The organism is Escherichia sp. E14S1, assembly GCF_004211995.1.
Lineage (GTDB): Bacteria > Pseudomonadota > Gammaproteobacteria > Enterobacterales > Enterobacteriaceae > Escherichia.
In genome coordinates this window covers 1-19261 of sequence record NZ_RHJQ01000028.1, presented here as the reverse complement: position 1 = coordinate 19261, position 19261 = coordinate 1, and the positions used below count along the sequence as shown (strand labels likewise).

Annotated in this window: 17 protein-coding genes and 1 pseudogene; 4 read left to right on the top strand and 14 right to left on the bottom strand. The window is 48.0% G+C overall.

The features are described 5' to 3' along the window. Window positions 1-120: 120 nt before the first annotated feature. The 3 genes from parC (at window position 121) to ftsP (ending at window position 4827) form a co-directional block, all read left to right on the top strand. Entirely contained in the window at window positions 121-2370 is a 2250-nt protein-coding gene (gene parC, locus D9734_RS21195; protein ID WP_130210335.1) for a DNA topoisomerase IV subunit A, read from the top strand. 234 nt (window positions 2371-2604) lie between these two features. After that, a complete protein-coding gene (gene plsC / locus D9734_RS21190; protein WP_000965725.1) occupies window positions 2605-3342 on the top strand; it encodes a 1-acylglycerol-3-phosphate O-acyltransferase in 738 nt (245 codons plus the stop codon). 72 nt (window positions 3343-3414) lie between these two features. Further along, window positions 3415-4827, top strand: a complete 1413-nt coding sequence (gene ftsP, locus D9734_RS21185) for a cell division protein FtsP (RefSeq protein ID WP_130210333.1) — start codon at window positions 3415-3417, stop codon at window positions 4825-4827. Between the two features lie 91 nt (window positions 4828-4918). Here ftsP and D9734_RS21180 read toward each other — a convergent pair whose 3' ends face one another. The 7 genes from D9734_RS21180 to D9734_RS21150 all read right to left on the bottom strand — a co-directional run bounded on the left by D9734_RS21180 (window position 4919) and on the right by D9734_RS21150 (window position 12446). Then, window positions 4919-6223 carry a TRAP transporter large permease subunit gene (locus D9734_RS21180; protein WP_130210331.1) on the bottom strand — a complete coding sequence of 435 codons (1305 nt, stop codon included), beginning with the start codon at window positions 6221-6223 and terminating at the stop codon, window positions 4919-4921. Window positions 6224-6233: 10 nt separating this feature from the next. After that, complete coding sequence (locus D9734_RS21175; RefSeq protein WP_130210329.1) at window positions 6234-6716, bottom strand: TRAP transporter small permease; 483 nt, start codon at window positions 6714-6716, stop codon at window positions 6234-6236. 41 nt (window positions 6717-6757) lie between these two features. Beyond that, entirely contained in the window at window positions 6758-7741 is a 984-nt protein-coding gene (locus D9734_RS21170) for a TRAP transporter substrate-binding protein (RefSeq protein ID WP_130210327.1), read from the bottom strand. 72 nt (window positions 7742-7813) lie between these two features. Then, window positions 7814-8824: an Ldh family oxidoreductase gene (locus D9734_RS21165; RefSeq protein WP_130210325.1), complete on the bottom strand. Its 1011-nt coding sequence runs from the start codon at window positions 8822-8824 to the stop codon at window positions 7814-7816. Window positions 8825-8834: 10 nt separating this feature from the next. Next, entirely contained in the window at window positions 8835-9851 is a 1017-nt protein-coding gene (locus tag D9734_RS21160) for a zinc-binding alcohol dehydrogenase family protein (protein WP_130210323.1), read from the bottom strand. Beyond that, window positions 9848-11320 carry a mannitol dehydrogenase family protein gene (locus D9734_RS21155; protein WP_130210321.1) on the bottom strand — a complete coding sequence of 491 codons (1473 nt, stop codon included), beginning with the start codon at window positions 11318-11320 and terminating at the stop codon, window positions 9848-9850. The genes D9734_RS21160 and D9734_RS21155 overlap by 4 nt, the downstream gene beginning before the upstream one ends. Before the next feature lie 376 nt (window positions 11321-11696). Continuing rightward, a complete protein-coding gene (locus tag D9734_RS21150) occupies window positions 11697-12446 on the bottom strand; it encodes a FadR/GntR family transcriptional regulator (RefSeq protein WP_130210319.1) in 750 nt (249 codons plus the stop codon). Window positions 12447-12695: 249 nt separating this feature from the next. On the opposite strand from D9734_RS21150, the gene D9734_RS21145 reads away from it, so the two are divergent. After that, entirely contained in the window at window positions 12696-14915 is a 2220-nt protein-coding gene (locus tag D9734_RS21145) for a YgiQ family radical SAM protein (protein WP_000095187.1), read from the top strand. 70 nt (window positions 14916-14985) lie between these two features. Here D9734_RS21145 and D9734_RS21140 read toward each other — a convergent pair whose 3' ends face one another. From D9734_RS21140 to D9734_RS21110, 7 genes and pseudogenes are all read right to left on the bottom strand, one after another. Beyond that, window positions 14986-15333: a hypothetical protein gene (locus D9734_RS21140; RefSeq protein ID WP_130210317.1), complete on the bottom strand. Its 348-nt coding sequence runs from the start codon at window positions 15331-15333 to the stop codon at window positions 14986-14988. Window positions 15334-15419: 86 nt separating this feature from the next. Then, the gene (locus tag D9734_RS21135) at window positions 15420-16052 is read right to left on the bottom strand and encodes a hypothetical protein (protein WP_240780555.1); all 633 of its coding nucleotides are present in this window, start codon (window positions 16050-16052) and stop codon (window positions 15420-15422) included. 239 nt (window positions 16053-16291) lie between these two features. Continuing rightward, window positions 16292-17209 carry a hypothetical protein gene (locus D9734_RS21130; protein ID WP_130210315.1) on the bottom strand — a complete coding sequence of 306 codons (918 nt, stop codon included), beginning with the start codon at window positions 17207-17209 and terminating at the stop codon, window positions 16292-16294. 79 nt (window positions 17210-17288) lie between these two features. Then, window positions 17289-17546: a lipoprotein YqhH gene (gene yqhH, locus D9734_RS21125; RefSeq protein WP_130210313.1), complete on the bottom strand. Its 258-nt coding sequence runs from the start codon at window positions 17544-17546 to the stop codon at window positions 17289-17291. A 61-nt stretch (window positions 17547-17607) separates the two neighbouring features. Beyond that, window positions 17608-17856 (bottom strand): LPP leucine zipper domain-containing protein, encoded by a 249-nt coding sequence (locus D9734_RS21120; protein WP_130210311.1) that lies wholly within the window; start codon window positions 17854-17856, stop codon window positions 17608-17610. Between the two features lie 35 nt (window positions 17857-17891). Further along, entirely contained in the window at window positions 17892-18302 is a 411-nt protein-coding gene (locus tag D9734_RS21115) for a hypothetical protein (protein WP_240780554.1), read from the bottom strand. An 18-nt stretch (window positions 18303-18320) separates the two neighbouring features. Then, window positions 18321-19246 (bottom strand): annotated as a pseudogene (locus D9734_RS21110) (IS3 family transposase); the annotation flags it as partial. Between the last annotated feature and the right edge of the window lie 15 nt (window positions 19247-19261).

The following is a 19261-nucleotide window of genomic DNA, read 5'->3' as shown; positions in this document are numbered from 1 at the left end:
GAGCACGTCCGGCGGCGCTAATGACGCTGATCTCCTGTGACTCGACGCGGCAGATAATGTAGTATCTCCAGCAATATTGCCCCTTTGAAGGCTGGCGAATAAGTTGAGGAATCAGAATTAATGAGCGATATGGCAGAGCGCCTTGCGCTGCATGAGTTTACGGAGAACGCCTACTTAAACTACTCCATGTACGTGATCATGGACCGTGCGTTGCCGTTTATTGGTGATGGTCTGAAACCCGTTCAACGCCGCATTGTGTATGCGATGTCAGAACTGGGCCTGAATGCTACCGCCAAATTTAAAAAGTCGGCTCGTACTGTCGGTGACGTACTGGGTAAATACCATCCGCATGGCGACAGCGCCTGCTATGAAGCGATGGTGCTGATGGCGCAGCCATTCTCTTACCGTTATCCGCTGGTGGACGGGCAGGGGAACTGGGGGGCGCCGGACGATCCGAAATCGTTCGCAGCAATGCGTTACACCGAATCCCGCCTGTCGAAATATTCCGAGCTTTTATTAAGTGAACTGGGGCAAGGAACGGCGGATTGGGTGCCAAACTTCGACGGCACGTTGCAAGAGCCGAAAATGCTCCCTGCCCGCTTGCCGAATATTTTACTTAACGGCACCACTGGCATTGCCGTCGGCATGGCGACGGATATTCCGCCGCACAACCTGCGTGAAGTCGCGCAGGCGGCAATCGCCTTAATTGAGCAGCCCAATACCACGCTCGACCAGTTACTGGATATCGTGCAGGGACCGGACTACCCGACCGAAGCGGAAATCATTACCTCCCGAGCGGAGATCCGCAAAATCTACGAAAACGGTCGCGGTTCTGTGCGTATGCGCGCGGTGTGGAAGAAAGAAGATGGCGCGGTGGTTATCAGCGCACTACCGCATCAGGTTTCTGGCGCGCGCGTACTGGAACAGATTGCTGCGCAAATGCGCAACAAGAAGCTGCCGATGGTTGACGATCTGCGCGATGAATCTGACCACGAGAACCCGACCCGTCTGGTGATCGTGCCGCGTTCCAACCGCGTGGATATGGAGCAGGTGATGAATCACCTCTTCGCCACCACTGATCTGGAAAAGAGCTATCGTATTAACCTCAATATGATCGGTCTGGATGGGCGTCCTGCGGTGAAAAATCTGCGGGAAATCCTCTCCGAATGGCTGGTGTTCCGTCGTGATACCGTACGCCGCCGTCTGAACTATCGTCTGGAGAAAGTCCTCAAGCGCCTGCATATCCTCGAAGGTTTGCTGGTGGCATTTCTCAACATCGACGAAGTGATTGAGATCATTCGTAATGAAGATGAACCGAAACCGGCGCTGATGTCGCGCTTCGGCATTACGGAAACTCAGGCGGAAGCGATTCTCGAACTGAAACTGCGTCACCTCGCCAAACTGGAAGAGATGAAGATTCGCGGTGAGCAGAACGAGCTGGAAAAAGAGCGCGATCAGTTGCAAGGCATTCTGGCTTCCGAGCGCAAAATGAATAACCTGCTGAAGAAAGAGCTACAGGCCGACGCACAAGCGTATGGTGACGATCGCCGTTCGCCGCTGCAGGAACGCGAAGAAGCGAAAGCGATGAGCGAGCACGACATGTTGCCGTCTGAGCCGGTTACCATTGTGTTGTCGCAGATGGGCTGGGTGCGTAGCGCCAAAGGTCATGATATCGACGCCCCTGGTCTGAATTACAAAGCGGGTGACAGTTTCAAAGCTGCGGTGAAAGGCAAGAGTAATCAGCCTGTGGTGTTTGTAGACTCTACCGGACGCAGCTACGCTATCGACCCCATTACGCTGCCCTCAGCGCGTGGTCAGGGCGAACCGCTCACCGGTAAACTGACGTTGCCGCCAGGTGCTACCGTTGATCACATGCTAATGGAAAGCGACGATCAGAAACTGTTGATGGCTTCCGATGCAGGTTACGGATTCGTCTGTACCTTTAACGATCTGGTGGCGCGTAACCGTGCAGGTAAAGCACTGATTACTCTGCCAGAAAACGCGCATGTTATGCCGCCAGTGGTGATTCAGGATCCTTCCGATATGTTGCTGGCAATTACTCTGGCTGGACGTATGCTAATGTTCCCAGTCAGTGAGCTCCCGCAACTGTCGAAGGGTAAAGGCAACAAGATCATTAACATCCCGTCGGCAGAAGCCGCTCGTGGCGAGGATGGTCTTGCACATCTGTATGTCCTGCCCCCACAAAGTACGCTGACGATTCATGTCGGGAAACGCAAAATTAAACTGCGCCCGGAAGAGTTACTGAAAGTGACCGGTGAGCGTGGCCGTCGCGGCACCTTGATGCGTGGTTTGCAGCGTATTGACCGTGTCGAGATTGACTCCCCGCGGCGTGCTGACAACGAAGAGTAAAATGCAGGAGAGGGCCGCACCTTCTCCTGTCAAAAAGGTGAACCGGATGAAACGTTGAAGTCGTCATCCGGTGCCGCATTTAGTCTGTATAAACAATAAAAATTCCCTTGAAACCGTTGTTTATTCATGCGTTGCGATTAACAATACGTTTTTCCAGAGAGCGGCTTTTAACAATGCCCTAACCTGATTTCAGGTGACGTACAATGCCAGTCTCTCAGATCTTCAGAGGGTGTTATGCTATATATCTTTCGTCTTATTATTACCGTTATTTACAGCATCTTAGTCTGTGTATTCGGCTCTATTTACTGCCTTTTCAGCCCGCGTAATCCGAAGCATGTGGCTACCTTCGGGCATATGTTTGGTCGTCTTGCGCCGCTGTACGGCCTGAAGGTCGAATGTCGCAAACCTGCTGATGCTGAAAGCTACGGCAATGCTATCTATATCGCTAACCACCAGAACAACTATGACATGGTGACGGCATCAAACATCGTGCAGCCGCCGACAGTCACTGTGGGTAAAAAGAGTTTGCTATGGATCCCCTTCTTTGGGCAGTTGTACTGGTTAACCGGCAACTTATTGATCGACAGAAACAATCGCACTAAAGCGCACGGCACGATTGCCGAAGTGGTGAATCATTTCAAAAAACGCCGTATCTCCATCTGGATGTTTCCGGAAGGAACGCGCAGCCGTGGTCGCGGTCTGCTGCCGTTTAAAACAGGGGCATTTCATGCTGCGATTGCAGCAGGTGTGCCGATTATTCCCGTGTGTGTTTCCACGACTTCGAATAAGATTAATCTTAACCGACTGAATAATGGTTTAGTGATCGTAGAAATGCTGCCGCCAATTGATGTCAGTCAATATGGTAAAGATCAGGTTCGCGAGCTGGCTGCCCATTGTCGTTCGATAATGGAACAAAAAATCGCCGAGCTCGATAAAGAAGTCGCAGAGCGCGAAGCCGCCGGAAAAGTTTAAGTCGGCAATCTGTTTTTTGCGGGAACACTTTCCTGCACGGTATTACTTTAGCCAGTTTTACATGGAGCAAATATGTCACTCAGTCGGCGTCAGTTCATTCAGGCATCGGGGATTGCACTCTGTGCAGGTGCTGTCCCCCTGAAGGCCAGCGCAGCCGGTCAACAGCAACCATTGCCCGTTCCGCCGCTGCTTGAATCTCGCCGTGGGCAACCGCTGTTTATGACCGTACAGCGTGCGCACTGGTCATTTACGCCAGGAACGCGCGCGTCGGTTTGGGGTATCAATGGTCGCTATCTTGGGCCGACTATCCGCGTCTGGAAGGGCGATGATGTTAAGCTGATTTACAGCAACCGACTGACAGAAAATGTCTCAATGACGGTGGCCGGGCTACAGGTGCCAGGCCCACTGATGGGCGGTCCGGCACGCATGATGTCGCCAAACGCTGACTGGGCGCCCGTACTCCCCATTCGCCAGAACGCAGCGACCTTGTGGTATCACGCCAATACCCCCAACCGCACGGCACAGCAGGTCTATAACGGCCTTGCCGGAATGTGGCTGGTGGAAGATGAAGTCAGCAAGTCGCTGCCAATCCCTAACCATTATGGCGTGGATGATTTTCCAGTCATTATCCAGGATAAAAGGCTGGATAACTTTGGCACGCCGGAATACAGCGAGCCAGGAAGCGGCGGCTTTGTTGGCGATACGTTATTGGTCAACGGTGTGCAAAGCCCGTACGTTGAAGTCTCGCGTGGTTGGGTGCGCTTGCGACTGCTGAACGCGTCGAACTCTCGTCGCTATCAACTACAGATGAGCGATGGTCGCCCGTTACATGTGATTTCTGGCGATCAGGGATTCCTGCCTGCGCCAGTGTCGGTGAAGCAACTTTCGCTGGCACCGGGCGAGCGCCGCGAGATTCTGGTGGATATGAGCAACGGTGATGAAGTGTCTATCACCTGTGGCGAAGCGGCGAGCATTGTTGATCGTATTCGTGGCTTCTTTGAGCCATCCAGCATTCTGGTTTCCACGCTGGTGCTAACGCTGCGCCCAACCGGTCTTCTGCCGCTGGTCACAGACAGTCTTCCGATGCGCCTGCTGCCAACCGAAATCATGGCCGGTTCGCCGATTCGCAGCCGTGATATCAGTCTGAGTGATGACCCGGGTATCAATGGAAAGCTGTGGGACGTCAACCGTATTGATGTCACCGCGCAGCAAGGAACATGGGAGCGCTGGACCGTACGAGCAGATGAACCGCAAGCGTTCCATATTGAAGGCGTGATGTTCCAGATCCGCAACGTTAACGGCGCAATGCCGTTCCCGGAAGACAGAGGCTGGAAAGATACCGTTTGGGTCGACGGACAAGTGGAGCTGCTTGTCTATTTCGGTCAGCCTTCCTGGGCGCACTTCCCGTTCTACTTTAATAGCCAGACGCTGGAAATGGCCGATCGCGGCTCGATAGGGCAGCTGTTGGTCAATCCGATACCGTAATGGACCAATTAAATCTCCTGGCGATATGCAGTCCTCACAGTGAGTAAAGACGTAAACAGACGGACCTGAATCATTCAGGCCCGTCTGTTTGTCAGGTTGAAAATAACCCAGGCAGCATCAGACTGAGCTGCGGGAAATAACAAATCATTGCCATCACCACAAACAATGCCAGAAACATCGGCAGCAATGGTTTTATTACCTTGTCGATACTGACCTTGCCAATACTGCAACCAACAAACAGAATGGTACCGACAGGAGGTGTGCAAAGACCGATGGTTAAGTTGAAAACCATAATAATGCCGAAGTGAATCGGATCTATCCCCAGATGTTGGGCGATCGGCAGAAAAATAGGTGTAAATATCAGGATCGCTGGTGTGATATCCATAAAGGTGCCAACGATCAACAGAATGATATTAATGATAAGAAGAATGACCCATTTGTTATCCGAAACGCTGGTAATCAATTCGTTGATTAACTCAGGCACATCAGCATTCGTCATGGCCCATGACATCCCCATCGAACAGCCTACCAGTAACAGAACAATTGAACTGGTTACCACCGAATCTAACAGAATATCATTGAGCTTCTTAAGGGTGATTTCCCGGTAAATCATCGCCAGGGATAAACTATAAATTACTGCTATTGCCGATGCTTCTGTGGGCGTAAATACCCCCGCGATAATACCGCCAATAATGATAAAAATAAGCATCAGGCTGGGTATTGATTCACGGAATATTTGCAAAAACTGACGAAAATTGATGCGTTCTGCCACTGGATAATGGTTACGTCGTGCATAAAGAGCCGCCACAAACATTAAAGCAGCAGCGGTGAGAATGCCTGGCAAGTATCCAGCTAAGAACAACGCTGCAACAGAAGTGCCTCCACTGGCGAGGGAATAAACAATCAACACATTGCTCGGTGGGATCATCAGACCAATGGGGGCAGAGGCAATATTCACTGCCGCAGAGAACGCCGGATCATAGCCCTCTTTTTCCTGCAGTGGTGACATAATCCCACCTACCGCGGCGGCTGACGCAACAGCAGAACCTGAAATAGCACCAAACAGCGTGTTTGCAAGGATATTACAATGAGCCAGTGAGCCAGGCAGACGCCCAACTAATGCTTGCGCCAGGTTAACCAGCCGCCGGGCGATGCCTCCGGTATTCATAATGTTTCCGGCTAACACGAAAAAGGGAATGGCTAATAACGTAAAGCCATCCAGTCCCACTGTCATTTTTTGCGAAATCACAGAAATGGCGGCATCGGGAGGTAAGGCAGTAATAATAGATAACAGTGAAGAAAGGCCAATAGCAAAAGTAATTGGCACACCTATTGCCAGCATGACGGCAAAACTGCCAAATAAAATTAAGACGGGGTAGATATATTCAAAGTCCATACTTCCCTCGTTAATGAGAATTCCGTTTACGATAGTTGTCAATAATATTCATCACTGAATACCAGACCAGAATAAGCCCACTGGCAGGCATAACCCAATAGACCTTATCCATCGGCCATTTTAATACAGGAGAAATTTGTCCAACATGTTGTGCTTTTTCAACAACAATGTTTCCTCCATAGATCATAAAAATAACTGCAAAAACGGTAATAATAATTTGGATAAAACTGTCAAGCGTCAGAACAGATGCCGCAGGAAGTTTCTGAGCCAACAAATCAATCGCCAGATGTTTTTTTAACCCAGCGGTATATACACCGCCAAGTAAAATCATCCACATAAATAAAATCTGGGTAAATTCATCAAGCACGGTGCTGGGAGCGTTAAAAATAAAACGAGCAATAACTTGCCATGTTACGCAGAACACCATAATGGCGAGAATAATACAGCAGCATCCGGCAAGGATCTTATTAAGAATATGAGTGAGTGTGCGCATAAGTCTTCCATGAAAGGGCAGGGATTACCTGCCCATTAGGGTTACATACTTTCTACTTGCTCAAGGTTTTTGGCCGATTGTGCATCTTTTGCTTTAAATTCATCGTATAGCGGTTTTACGCGTTCTTTGAAAGCGGATTTATCAACATCAACCACTGTTGCGTTCATCTCTTTCATTTTGTCGTAGGCTTCTTTTTCAGCGGCAGGCCAGATGACATCTTTCATTTGCATCATTGATTCATCGGCTGCCTTTAATAATGCCGTACGCTCTTTGTCGCCAAGTTTATTCAACACATTGGTGCTGATAATTAACACATCAGGCACCATGGTGTGTTCATCACGTGAATAGACTTTTGCCACCTCGGCGTGACGCATATCAGAATAGACAACGGTATTGTTCTCTCCGCCATCAACAACACCTTGCTGGAGCGCAGTGTAAAGTTCTCCCTGAGCCATCGGTGTGGCGACACCGCCAAGCGCTTTCATCATTGCAATGGCGCTGGGGCTTTGTTGAACCCTAATTTTCATTCCTGCTAAATCTTCAGGTTTTGTAATCGGTTTATTGGAATAAAAACTTCTCGCACCGCCGTCATAATACGTAATACCCACAAAACCTTTGCTTTCTGATGACTTGAGTATTTGTTTACCTAAATCGCTTTGCAGAACGCGATAATAATGCTCACGGTCGCGGAATAAGAAAGGCAGACTGAAAAGACTGTAATCCGGGGCGAAAGATTCCAGTGACGCAGCATTCACTTTCACCATCTGCAATGCGCCAGAGTTCATTAGTTCCAGTGATTCGCGCTCGTTACCCAATGTCGCATTTGGGTAAATACGAATAACTAGTTCACCATTAGAATATTCTTTGGTTTTATCAGCTAAATAGCTTAATGCTTTATGGACAGCATGGCTTTTATCCTGATTATGACTGAGTTTTAATGTTGTTTTTGCCAGTGTGGTATTGGAAATTAATAAACAACTGGTCAACAGCATAAGCGATGCCGTCAGAGGACGAAGTGCTTTCATATCCTGCTCCTGGTTAATATAACAGAAACGATAAATACAGCGCTTTTCTATCGTTAGAATAAAAAGAGATTATTAATTCTCTGTCAGATAATGGAAAATCCCTGCCGGAACGGGAATACCTTCCTGCTGACATTTTTCTTTATAGTGCATTTGTGGATCGTTCGGTGCTAATACTTTTTCAACGCCGGGAACCGGTTTAACGGCATGAAGTTCCGTGACCATTTGCGCCATAGTTTCAGCAAAAACAGGATTGCCGAGCTTTTTCGGATCGATGGCAATAACCAAACTTGCCAGCTTACGCATCTTGTCATAATCGCCATACATGCGAACAATATGGTTACCAAAATTCGCATTCATCAGCACGCCAGTCAGTGCATCTATAGCCAGCGCAATGCCTGAACCTTTGTGCTGACCGAAAGGTAACAGGTTTTCAATTTTATGCGGATCAGTGGTGCCATTACCGTCTTTATCTATCGCCAGTCCTTCACCAATATGTTTTCCGGTTTCCTTTGCATGAAGTATTTTGCCGAAAGCCGTGGCACTGGTCGCCATATCAACAATCATCGGATGGCTGTTTTCCACCGGAAAGCCAAAGGCGATGGGGTTAGTTCCCAAAAAGCGCCCGGCACCGCCATGAGGCGCTACGCAGGTATCGGTTTGCGTCATTACGATAGCAATCAATCCTTGGTTGGTGACCATCTCTGCAAAATAAGACAACGCGCCACAGTGAGAGGCGTTTTTAACGCTAACAAACCCAAGACCTTCTTCCTGTGCCAGTTTGATGGCGTGCTCTGTGGCGCTAATTAATGCTGAATGCCCCATCCCGTCATCAGAGTCGAGAATGGCCACTGACGGTGATATTTGCTCAATACTAAATTGCGCGGTTTTATTTAACCCTCCGGCAGCAAGGCGAGTGCAATAATGTTCGACACGCATAACACCGTGAGAATGCACACCGGTAATATCGGCATGTACTAAAACATCCGTAACTTGTTGTGCGGTGTTAGTATCCAGCCCGGCAGTATATAATTTGTGGTGTACCAGTGATTTTAAATTTGCTTCACCGACATAAACAGTTGTCATCTTTGTTCCCTTAAAAAGTGATCACACCCTTGACCATATTTTTATTTTCTACAACGTTACGTTGGTAATTTTCGCCAACATTAAAGAAATTAAATTCCTGGTTTTTCATTAAGTTTTCGTGAATTTTATTGCTGCGCATCAGTTCAATAACTAACGTGAAATCTTCCCGTGTGGCATTGCGACTACTGAGTAACGTTGTCTCTTTTTTATGGAAAGTCGGATCGTCAATAACGAGTTCACCGATATACAAACCGATGAAAACAATTTTGCCGCCATGACGAATAAGATTGACATCCTGACTCATCGAGGCTTTATTTCCCGTAGCATCAAGTACGACGCAAGCCAGTTCGCCGCCAAACACTTCACTAAGCGCGGCAATAAAACCTTCCTGTGTGGGATCGAAGGCATTAATAGCAAGATTATCCACAACGTGCTGGCGACGTTGACTATCAATATCAGCAACAACAACCTGCGCCCCTTTAGCCCTGGCGATGGCTGCCGTTGCCAGACCGATTGGCCCGGCGCCAATCACCAGTACGTTTTGTGCAGCCTTGATCTCAGCCCGACGAACGGCATGTGCCCCAATGGCGAAGCATTCAACCAATGCGCCGGCGCTGTCGCTGACCTCGTCAGGGAGCGGCACAAGGTTGTCTTCACGTACCGCAAGGTACTCACTAAAACCCCCATCCTGATGCACGCCATACAGCGAAACACGTTCACAGCAGTTCGTTTTCTCTTCCCGACAGGCAGCGCACTCGCCACACGGAATGCATGGGATAACGGAATAGCGCTGGCCTGATTGTGCCGTTTGACACTGACTGCCTTGTGAAACTGCTTCGGCGCATATTTCATGACCTAATACACGTGGGTAGCTAAAAAAAGGCTGTCTGCCGGCAAATGCGTGAATATCCGTACCACAGATACCCACGGCTTTAATTTTTAATAGCACTTCGTTATCTGCTGGCACGGGAATATCTTTTTCCACATACTCCATAACGCCAGGCTGCTGACAAATTAATGTTTTCATTTCTGCTCGTCCGATAATAATTGGCTGATTGTGGCCTTGATGCCCTTGTTTTTTATATTTGCAAAGGCAATTTTTATTTCATTTATAAAGGGCTGATGATTGCTTAATTCACCAAATATGGCGCTAAGGTGCAGTAATGCGAGCGCCTGTTGCCATGCGTCTTGTTGTTCCTTTATTAGCGCATGAAATTGTTCATTCATTGGATCAGCGACAGACTGGCTTTTCTCAACAGCTTCAATGACATAATGCAACCAACCAGCAACGAGCAGTGACAGAACAGCATTGTTTTGCTTTTGCTGATGCAATTTAAGCCAGGGAGTTAGCGCACGCTGGGGAAGCTTTTGCGAACCATCCATAGCGATTTGCCCCGTACGGTGTGCAACATTACGGTTGCTAAAGCGTTCAATTAACAGGTCGGCGTATTCCTGGACGTCGATATTTAAATCAGGATTAAGTGTTCGGGCTTGTTCATTGATCATCAGATGGCGGGTAATGGAACGAAAATTAGCGTCTTCCATGCATTGCCAGATAAATTCATAGCCTGCCAGTGAGCCGTTATAAGCCAGAAATGAATGGCTACCGTTTAACATGCGTAACTTCATCTCTTCATAAGGCTGAACATTGCTGACAAACATCGCGCCTGCTTTATCCCATTCCGGTCGCCCATGCACAAAATTATCTTCGATCACCCACTGGCGAAATGATTCGCAGACAATCCCGCAGGGATCGGCATAACCAGTTTTAGTTTCCAGTAAGGCGAATTGCGATTCGGTCATTGCCGGAACAATGCGGTCGACCATCGTGCCTGGAAATGAGACATTTTCTTCGATCCACTGAGCCAGGGGCAGGTCCAGTTGTCGGGCAAAACCGAGAACGGCATTTCGCGTCAGATGCCCATTGTCTGGCAAGTTATCGCAGGAGAGTACGCTAAACGCGGCAAGTCCGGCCGCTTTGCGTTGTTGCAAAGCACAAACGATCAAGCCAATAGCCGACTGAGGCGCATCCGGATTTTGTAGATCGTGTTTGATTAATCCATTGGTGAGATCAAGTGATCGCGTTTGCGAATCGAGGCAATAGCCTTTCTCGGTGATGGTTAATGAAACGATTTTTACCTGAGGTTCAGTCAATTTCTGGATTGCTGCGGCAATACCGTCCACGGGGGTATGGATACCGCCAGTCACCGAGCGTACAAGGCGTGAGGTAGATTGCGATGCAGACGTTTCCACCACCGAAAACAGCCCATTTTGCGCATTTAAGTTTTCGATCAGTTGAGCATCACCAAACAGGTTGATTTCAAAGATCCCCCAGCGGGTGTTCGAAAGCTGATTAGTAAGATCAGTATAGACAGCCTGGTGTCCGCGATGAAAAGCGCCAAAACCAATATGGACAATATCAGCCTGTAACCCGTCTCGAGGCCAGGTGGTGACCTGATCATGGTGGGCGACAGTGATGCTCTCGTTCCCTGACATTATGTGCTTACTCCTGGTAGTTGGTGTGTGTAGACCAATTTACATAATTCATTAGACCAAAAACAGAGAGATGCATCACGCTTGCAGAGAAAGGTAAAAGTACGGAACAGAACAAGAGGAAGTGATTTGAGATAGATGACAAACGTAAAACTGCCTGATGCGCTACGCTGATCAGGCTGGCGATGATTGTGTAACGTATTTAATTTTAATTTGTTATGCCAGATTAGGTATTCACGCTGCATTCGGCACGAGCAAAGCGCGCTTTATCATCAGTCCGTTGATAATTTATTAGACCAATTAACAAGATAGATTGTACCAGATGAGGGGTGATGCAGAGCCAGCGTCATTTTTCACGTCAGCTCTGGATAAATGAAGGTTAACGAGCGAAGAAAAAGTCATCAAAGTCGCTAATGGAAGCGTCTTGTTTGAAGATTTTGATCAGTTCATTTTTGCTGTTTTCCAGATGGTTCCAGGACGCTTCTCTGGCAAGCTCTGAATCTTTCTGTTGCAGCGCAAGGACAATAGCCCGGTGATCTTCCAGCCATTGCAGACGCAAAGGCTTTTCGTGCAAATACTTGTAGTTCAGCTTCTTCCAGCGGGGGTTTTCTGTGCGCACTGCCCGCCATAATTCGGCGGCTTGTTTGATCAGCACACGATTTTGCGTTGCTTCGGCAATAAGGCTATGAAATCGGTGATCCAGCTCTTCAAATTTATCACTTTCCGCTGCGATCGCCTTTTCCTGCAAGCTAATGATTTTCTTTAATTCTTGTAATTCGTTAAAGCTGATCTGGCTGGCTGCAAAACCGGTAATATTGCTCTCGATCACCTGGCGTGCCTGCAACAGTTCGAACGGGCCAATTTCTGAATAAGGCATTAATGATTTCTGATTGAGCTTATCGGTGGAATCGACAAAGAAGATCCCTGACCCTTGCTTCACATTCAGTACGCCTTTCAGTTCCAGCATAATGATGGCTTCACGAATGGTAGTCCGGCTGGTATTAAACCGCTCGCTCAGTTCACGTTCTGAAGGTAAGCGCTCTCCGGCTTTGAATACGCCTGAATACAGCAACTCTTCAATCTGTAGACCAATATCGTAATAGCGGCGCTTTGTAATAACCTGTTCCATACCTTGCCTTACTGTGGGTGTCCTCGGATAGCCGATCGTCGTGCAACATGACCTGAACGTTGCTGATCGGCATAAATAGTAGCGGCAGTTGCCACGATACCGCTAGCCTTAAATGTGTTTGCCCCGATCGGCAGTGAAAACTTCACCAGGGTATTTCGTCACCGTTTATCAACATCACTTCATTTCCGCGCGTGATACAGCGTATAATCCCCGGCCTTTGATTATTTTTTTACCATTTCTGGAAGCAAAATGAGCTCTATCTCCCTGATCCAACCGGATCGCGACCTGTTCTCCTGGCCGCAGTACTGGGCCGCCTGTTTTGGACCGGCACCGTTTTTGCCGATGTCTCGTGAAGAGATGGATCAACTTGGCTGGGATAGCTGCGACATCATTTTGGTTACTGGCGACGCGTATGTCGATCACCCAAGCTTCGGGATGGCGATTTGCGGTCGTATGCTGGAAGCGCAGGGCTTTCGCGTTGGGATCATCGCCCAGCCGGACTGGAGCAGCAAAGACGATTTCATGCGTCTGGGTAAACCGAATCTGTTTTTCGGCGTTACCGCAGGCAATATGGACTCGATGATCAACCGTTACACTGCCGATCGTCGTTTGCGTCATGACGACGCTTACACGCCGGATAACGTCGCAGGTAAGCGTCCGGATCGCGCCACACTGGTTTATACCCAGCGTTGTAAAGAGGCGTGGAAAGATGTGCCGGTGATCCTCGGCGGTATTGAAGCCAGTCTGCGTCGTACCGCGCATTATGATTATTGGTCTGACACCGTGCGCCGCTCGGTGCTGGTGGATTCTAAAGCCGACATGCTGATGTTCGGTAACGGTGAGCGTCCGCTGGTGGAAGTGGCGCACCGTCTGGCAATGGGCGAGCCGATTAGCGAAATCCGCGATGTGCGCAATACCGCGATTATCGTGAAAGAGGCGCTGCCAGGCTGGAGCGGCGTGGATTCCACCCGTCTCGATACCCCGGGGAAAATCGACCCGATCCCGCATCCGTATGGCGAAGATTTGCCGTGCGCGGATAACAAACCGGTGGCGCCGAAAAAACAAGAAGCCAAAGCCGTTACCGTACAGCCGCCGCGCCCGAAACCGTGGGAAAAAACCTACGTGTTGCTGCCTTCTTTCGAGAAAGTGAAGGGCGATAAAGTCCTGTACGCCCATGCTTCGCGTATTCTGCACCACGAAACTAACCCAGGCTGCGCCCGCGCATTGATGCAAAAACATGGCGACCGCTATGTGTGGATCAACCCGCCTGCTATTCCTCTTTCTACCGAAGAGATGGACAGCGTCTTTGCGCTGCCGTATAAGCGCGTGCCACATCCGGCTTATGGTAACGCCCGTATTCCGGCTTACGAAATGATTCGTTTCTCGGTCAATATTATGCGCGGCTGCTTTGGCGGCTGCTCTTTCTGCTCTATTACCGAGCATGAAGGGCGCATTATTCAGAGCCGTTCGGAAGATTCGATCATCAATGAGATTGAAGCGATCCGCGACACTGTTCCAGGCTTTACTGGCGTGATTTCCGATCTCGGTGGGCCAACTGCCAACATGTATATGCTGCGCTGCAAATCGCCGCGCGCCGAGCAAACTTGTCGCCGTTTGTCGTGCGTTTACCCGGATATTTGTCCGCATATGGACACTAACCACGAACCGACCATCAATCTCTATCGCCGTGCTCGCGATCTCAAAGGTATCAAGAAGATCCTGATCGCTTCCGGCGTGCGTTACGACATTGCCGTGGAAGACCCGCGCTATATCAAAGAGCTGGCGACCCATCACGTAGGTGGTTATCTGAAGATTGCCCCGGAACATACCGAAGAAGGGCCGTTGTCGAAGATGATGAAGCCGGGCATGGGGAGCTATGACCGCTTTAAAGAGCTGTTCGATACCTACTCGAAACAGGCAGGTAAAGAGCAGTATCTGATCCCCTATTTCATCTCCGCGCACCCGGGTACGCGTGATGAAGATATGGTGAACCTGGCGCTGTGGCTGAAAAAGCATCGCTTCCGCCTCGACCAGGTACAGAACTTCTACCCATCGCCGCTGGCTAACTCGACCACCATGTATTACACCGGGAAAAACCCGCTGGCGAAGATTGGTTATAAGAGTGAAGACGTCTTCGTACCGAAGGGCGACAAACAGCGTCGTTTGCATAAAGCGTTGTTGCGTTACCACGATCCGGCAAACTGGCCGTTAATCCGCCAGGCGCTGGAAGCGATGGGTAAAAAGCATCTGATTGGCAGCCGTCGCGATTGCTTAGTGCCTGCGCCAACCATTGAAGAGATGCGCGAAGCTCGCCGTCAGAACCGCAATACCCGTCCAGCGTTGACCAAACATACGCCGATGGCGACCCAGCGTCAGACGCCTGCTACGGCAAAAAAAGCGTCGTCTACGCAATCTCGTCCGGTGAATGCTGGCGCGAAGAAACGCCCTAAAGCAGCGGTCGGACGTTAAATTCGCTGTTCCCGGTAGCAGAATTGCTACCGGGGATATTACTTCAGAATCTATCTCATTAGGCATTTATTTATATGCCGAAATGTATCATGTGTTTATTTTCTCTGATGGCTTTTTGTATTACTTCTGATAAAGAAAGAAGTAAAGGATCGTGCTGGAATTTTGGATCTGATATTACAATATGAAGAAACTGATTTAATGAATCTGGTGGGATAATGGTAACTCCGTAGCGAGCAAGCGCATAACCTGGACGATTTAAACTATGATAGAAGGTTTTTATTGTCTGGAGTTGTTCCCACCATTCATCAATGTAAATGTCATCATCAATATAAACGCAATTATATTTTTCAGGTTCATAGTGACTATAATTTTTATCGGCATCAATTTCATCAATAATACCAAATTCGGTTTTAATCATAATAACTATGCCTTTTAATTGTTATGCATAAAATATGCCAGAAAAAATTATTTATATTAATTTTTTTTGGGTGATTTGTAATTTTCTCAAGAAAAATAGAGTTCATACTTATTATCTTGTTGTTGCGCCCATCTCTGGAGTTCAGGTGAAAAATGTTTGTTAAATAAGTACAGCCATATTTCTTCGCTAAGTTTATTTTCAATGCAATCTACTGAACTCTCGATGAATTGCCACCATAAAAAATCGAGGTTCTCTTCACTTGATGCCATCAGACTTATTAATGTTTTGGCATCCCTATCGGATGGGTTTTGTATCTTGAGCATTTTATCGATATTTCGAGATATTTCGTCTAAGGTTTTGGTACATGAAGGCTGGCACCAGTAATCAAGTGCTATTTTTTTACACGTATTCACCTCTGAACGGGTGAGTGGGAAGAGATCTGTATCATCAAGATGGTCAATGCAATCGCTAACAAAAGACAATCGCCGCAGATGCCATTCTTTTTCTTTGCGGGTTGCCAGTTGTGACTCTCCTGCAGCATCAACAATCATTACAGCGACATAAAGAGCCGAAAGACGAGGACTGGTGCATGTTCCCCAACTTTCTTTCCAGTAATTACTGGTGTGATAATGCCAGGCTTTCAATCGATTATAACAAGTCTGACAAACGCCATGAGGCAAGGCAACAGGATGGCTAAAGCAAACAGGACATTTCAGCATTTTATTTACTCACTTGCTTTGATTTTAGCGAAACTAGAGTTTCATTTTCTTAACATTGATTATTCAGATTAAGGTTGTTTATTATTTTTATCAGGCAACTGTGTTGGTTATAAAAGGAAGAACGTAATCTTGCTTGTCATATAGATGAGCCATCCCACGAGGTTGTGCAACATTTAATGAGGGAGACTGGGCCAGAAGAATGCCGGGGATTAATATAGAAATGATTAACAATAGTGGCTTCATTTTGTCGTCGTTTCCATATTATTTTTAGCAGATTCCGCCTGTAATTTTTTGATTTCTTGTTCTCTGTGGCGCGCAAACTCTTTACGGGTCGTGACGCGCTCATACAAAGTAATATCGGTAATACCCCCACTCCACATGCCAAAATGACCTCGTATATCCATATCAAATGTTCCAGCTATCCGGACATAATCGCCATTTAGCTGACGAGCACGAGCTAAGGTCACGACTGGGTTTGGGAAATCAAAATCCAACCACACGCTATCACTTTGAACAAAATTTTCCCAGGATTCTTTATTTAAATATAAGGCGTTGCCTTCAAACTCAATATTGCCAACACCTTCGACAACCACCTTTTGCAAATGGTATTTTTCTGGCTGCGCAAGTAGTGCCGTCATTGATATCGAATGAGAAAAATGATCGCTCGAGGGGGTATTAATTACAGCTCTGCGTTTCATTCGCGTATCTTCGCGTATTTCTGCCCGTAGACTGTTGGGGATTTCAGTACCGTCATCGATGTCTTCTATTAGCCAACGATGATTATCATTTTCACGAACCAGCATCAGCCCCAGTAACCGGTGGACATCGGTGCGATTTTGTTTGATAACCAGCTGCAACAGTACATGCGTTCGGCCGCCATTTAGGTGTGTGCTTTGGATTATTTCTGCAGAAACGAAAGCGTCATCGACACAGCGACACAAAAGATTATTATTCAGCCAGGGTGTCATTTTGCCGGGAGTAGCGCTCATATTACTTCGCAAATCGAGACTGAATTCATCAGTTATTGGTATATCGTCATTACTGATCAATGGTTGGTACAAACGTTCTATCGCTTCATTAATCGATTCTTTGCACAACACGTTTCCGCTGAAGCCACAGAACAGCAGAATACAAAAACAGGTGTGCCAGCGTCGCATAATCATGTCCTTATGTTTGGCTTTTTCTTAGCAAACAGCCTCTAACCCGGCAACTGACACGCTGTCGGGGATTTTTTTATCATTCCGCATACATACGCAAGCAGCGCAGGCAATCGAAATAGTCCTGCGCATCAAGACGCGTATTGGCTCTGTTAGCTTCAGATTTTGCCGCATAGATTTGTGGGCGTAATGCTTTCATATCCTGCTCAAGTCGGGTGATTTTGGCATTTAATGTTTGCACATTGCTCGCCAGTTGATTGACCTTTTGCTCATTGACGCACCCATTTAATAAGCCAGTTACCAGAATTAGTGTTCCCACGCTGAAAGTCTTTTTCATTATTTATTTCTCCCTGTTTTTTATTGTTATGATTAATGGTTGATTGATGTTTAGTGGAGTATTACCACCGTGGCGGGTGCGCCCAAATTCCGTCTGGCCATCTTCCGGCATCATCCAGCCGTGTGTTAACTTTTTCTGCCGCTTCTTTCGCTACCTGAATTTCCTGACGTAACGCGTTGATATCCTGTTGGAGTTGATCGACTTTTATATTTATCAGATGAATATCATTTTCTACATGACTGATTTTTTCATTACTGACGCAGCCTGTGAGTATGAACATTAGAAAAAAGAGTAACAGTTGATTATTCATTTCCAGTTTCCTTTATCTGGTATTAATTATTCCGCTCACCGCTGTAATCTGGCGGCAGTCTTCGCTTCAATCTGTTTAAGTAAACTTCCGCCGCCTGGGCGGATAAAATCGGCAATTTCCCACTTACCCTCACGCCGCTGTAAAACAAATTCTTGCTCTTCGCTGTTGCCATTGGTCAATGCAAAACGAACATAAATACGAGCGGAGTCGGCAGTTTTCTCCAGCACACGAATTTCATCAACGCGTGAAAATAACGACTCTTCGCCAAAACAGATTGGGTTGTCGTAGATAAATTGCCGCTCTAATTGCATATCTTCATCGGAGTTGCTGCCAGTCTTGAAGGTGGTTTTATAGAAGGCATTAACAGCCTGGCGATAGGTGTTGGAAACAACCCACGTCCAGGGCCAGCTATAATGAGTGATATGGTCAAACTGACCCTGGCCCAAAATCAGTGCAGTGCTAAATCAGAGATCTTCGTCTTTCCGGAGACTTCGGATGAATTCAGCCGGAGTCATGTCATTTAATGATGAATGTGTCCTTTCATGATTATATTCCCTGCGCCAGCTGTCGAGTTTGTCCTGCGCATCTTCCAGTGACAGGAACCAGTGAATGTTCAGGCATTCATCCCGCAGACTGCCGTTAAATGATTCAATGAACGGGTTATCTGTCGGCTTTCCGGGGCGCGAGAAGTCCAGGGTCACGCCGTGTTCATACGCCCATTTATCCAGACTTTTTGAGATAAACTCGCTGCCGTTATCTGTCTGAATACGTACTGGCAGGCGCTTACCCAGCACCCGCAACCCTTCCATCACACCGACCACATCCTCGCCTTTCAGCGACTTTCCGGCATGGATCGCCAGACACTCCCGACTAAAATTATCGACTACAGTCAGCGCCCGGAAACGCCGTCCGTTAAACAGATTATCCGACACGAAATCCATACTCCAGCACTGATCGATATGCGTCAGGACCGGACGTTGCTGGCGATGTGCTGCACTGACATGTCTGCGGGGGCGCTTTCTGCGCAGGTTGAGGCCTTCCAGACAGTAAATCCGGTGTGTTTTCTTATGGTTAACAAGCCAGCCCTCCCGCCGCAGCTGGATATGAATACGCGGACAACCATACCGTATCCGGGTTTCCGCGATCTCCCGGATACGCTGGGTTATCGCCCGATCGTCACGCCGGCTCTGCCAGTGGTAGACAGTTCTGCTCTGCATCAGCAACCCGCATCCCCGGCGGACACTGATGCGGTATGCTTCCTGCAGGAAATGCACCGCCTGGCGCTTCTGAGCCGGCCTCAGAACTTTTGTTTCAGTACCTCCTGCAACATCTCCTTATCCAGACTCAGATCGGCCACCAGTTTCTTCAGCCGCTGATTTTCATCCTGTAGTGGATCGGTAATTCA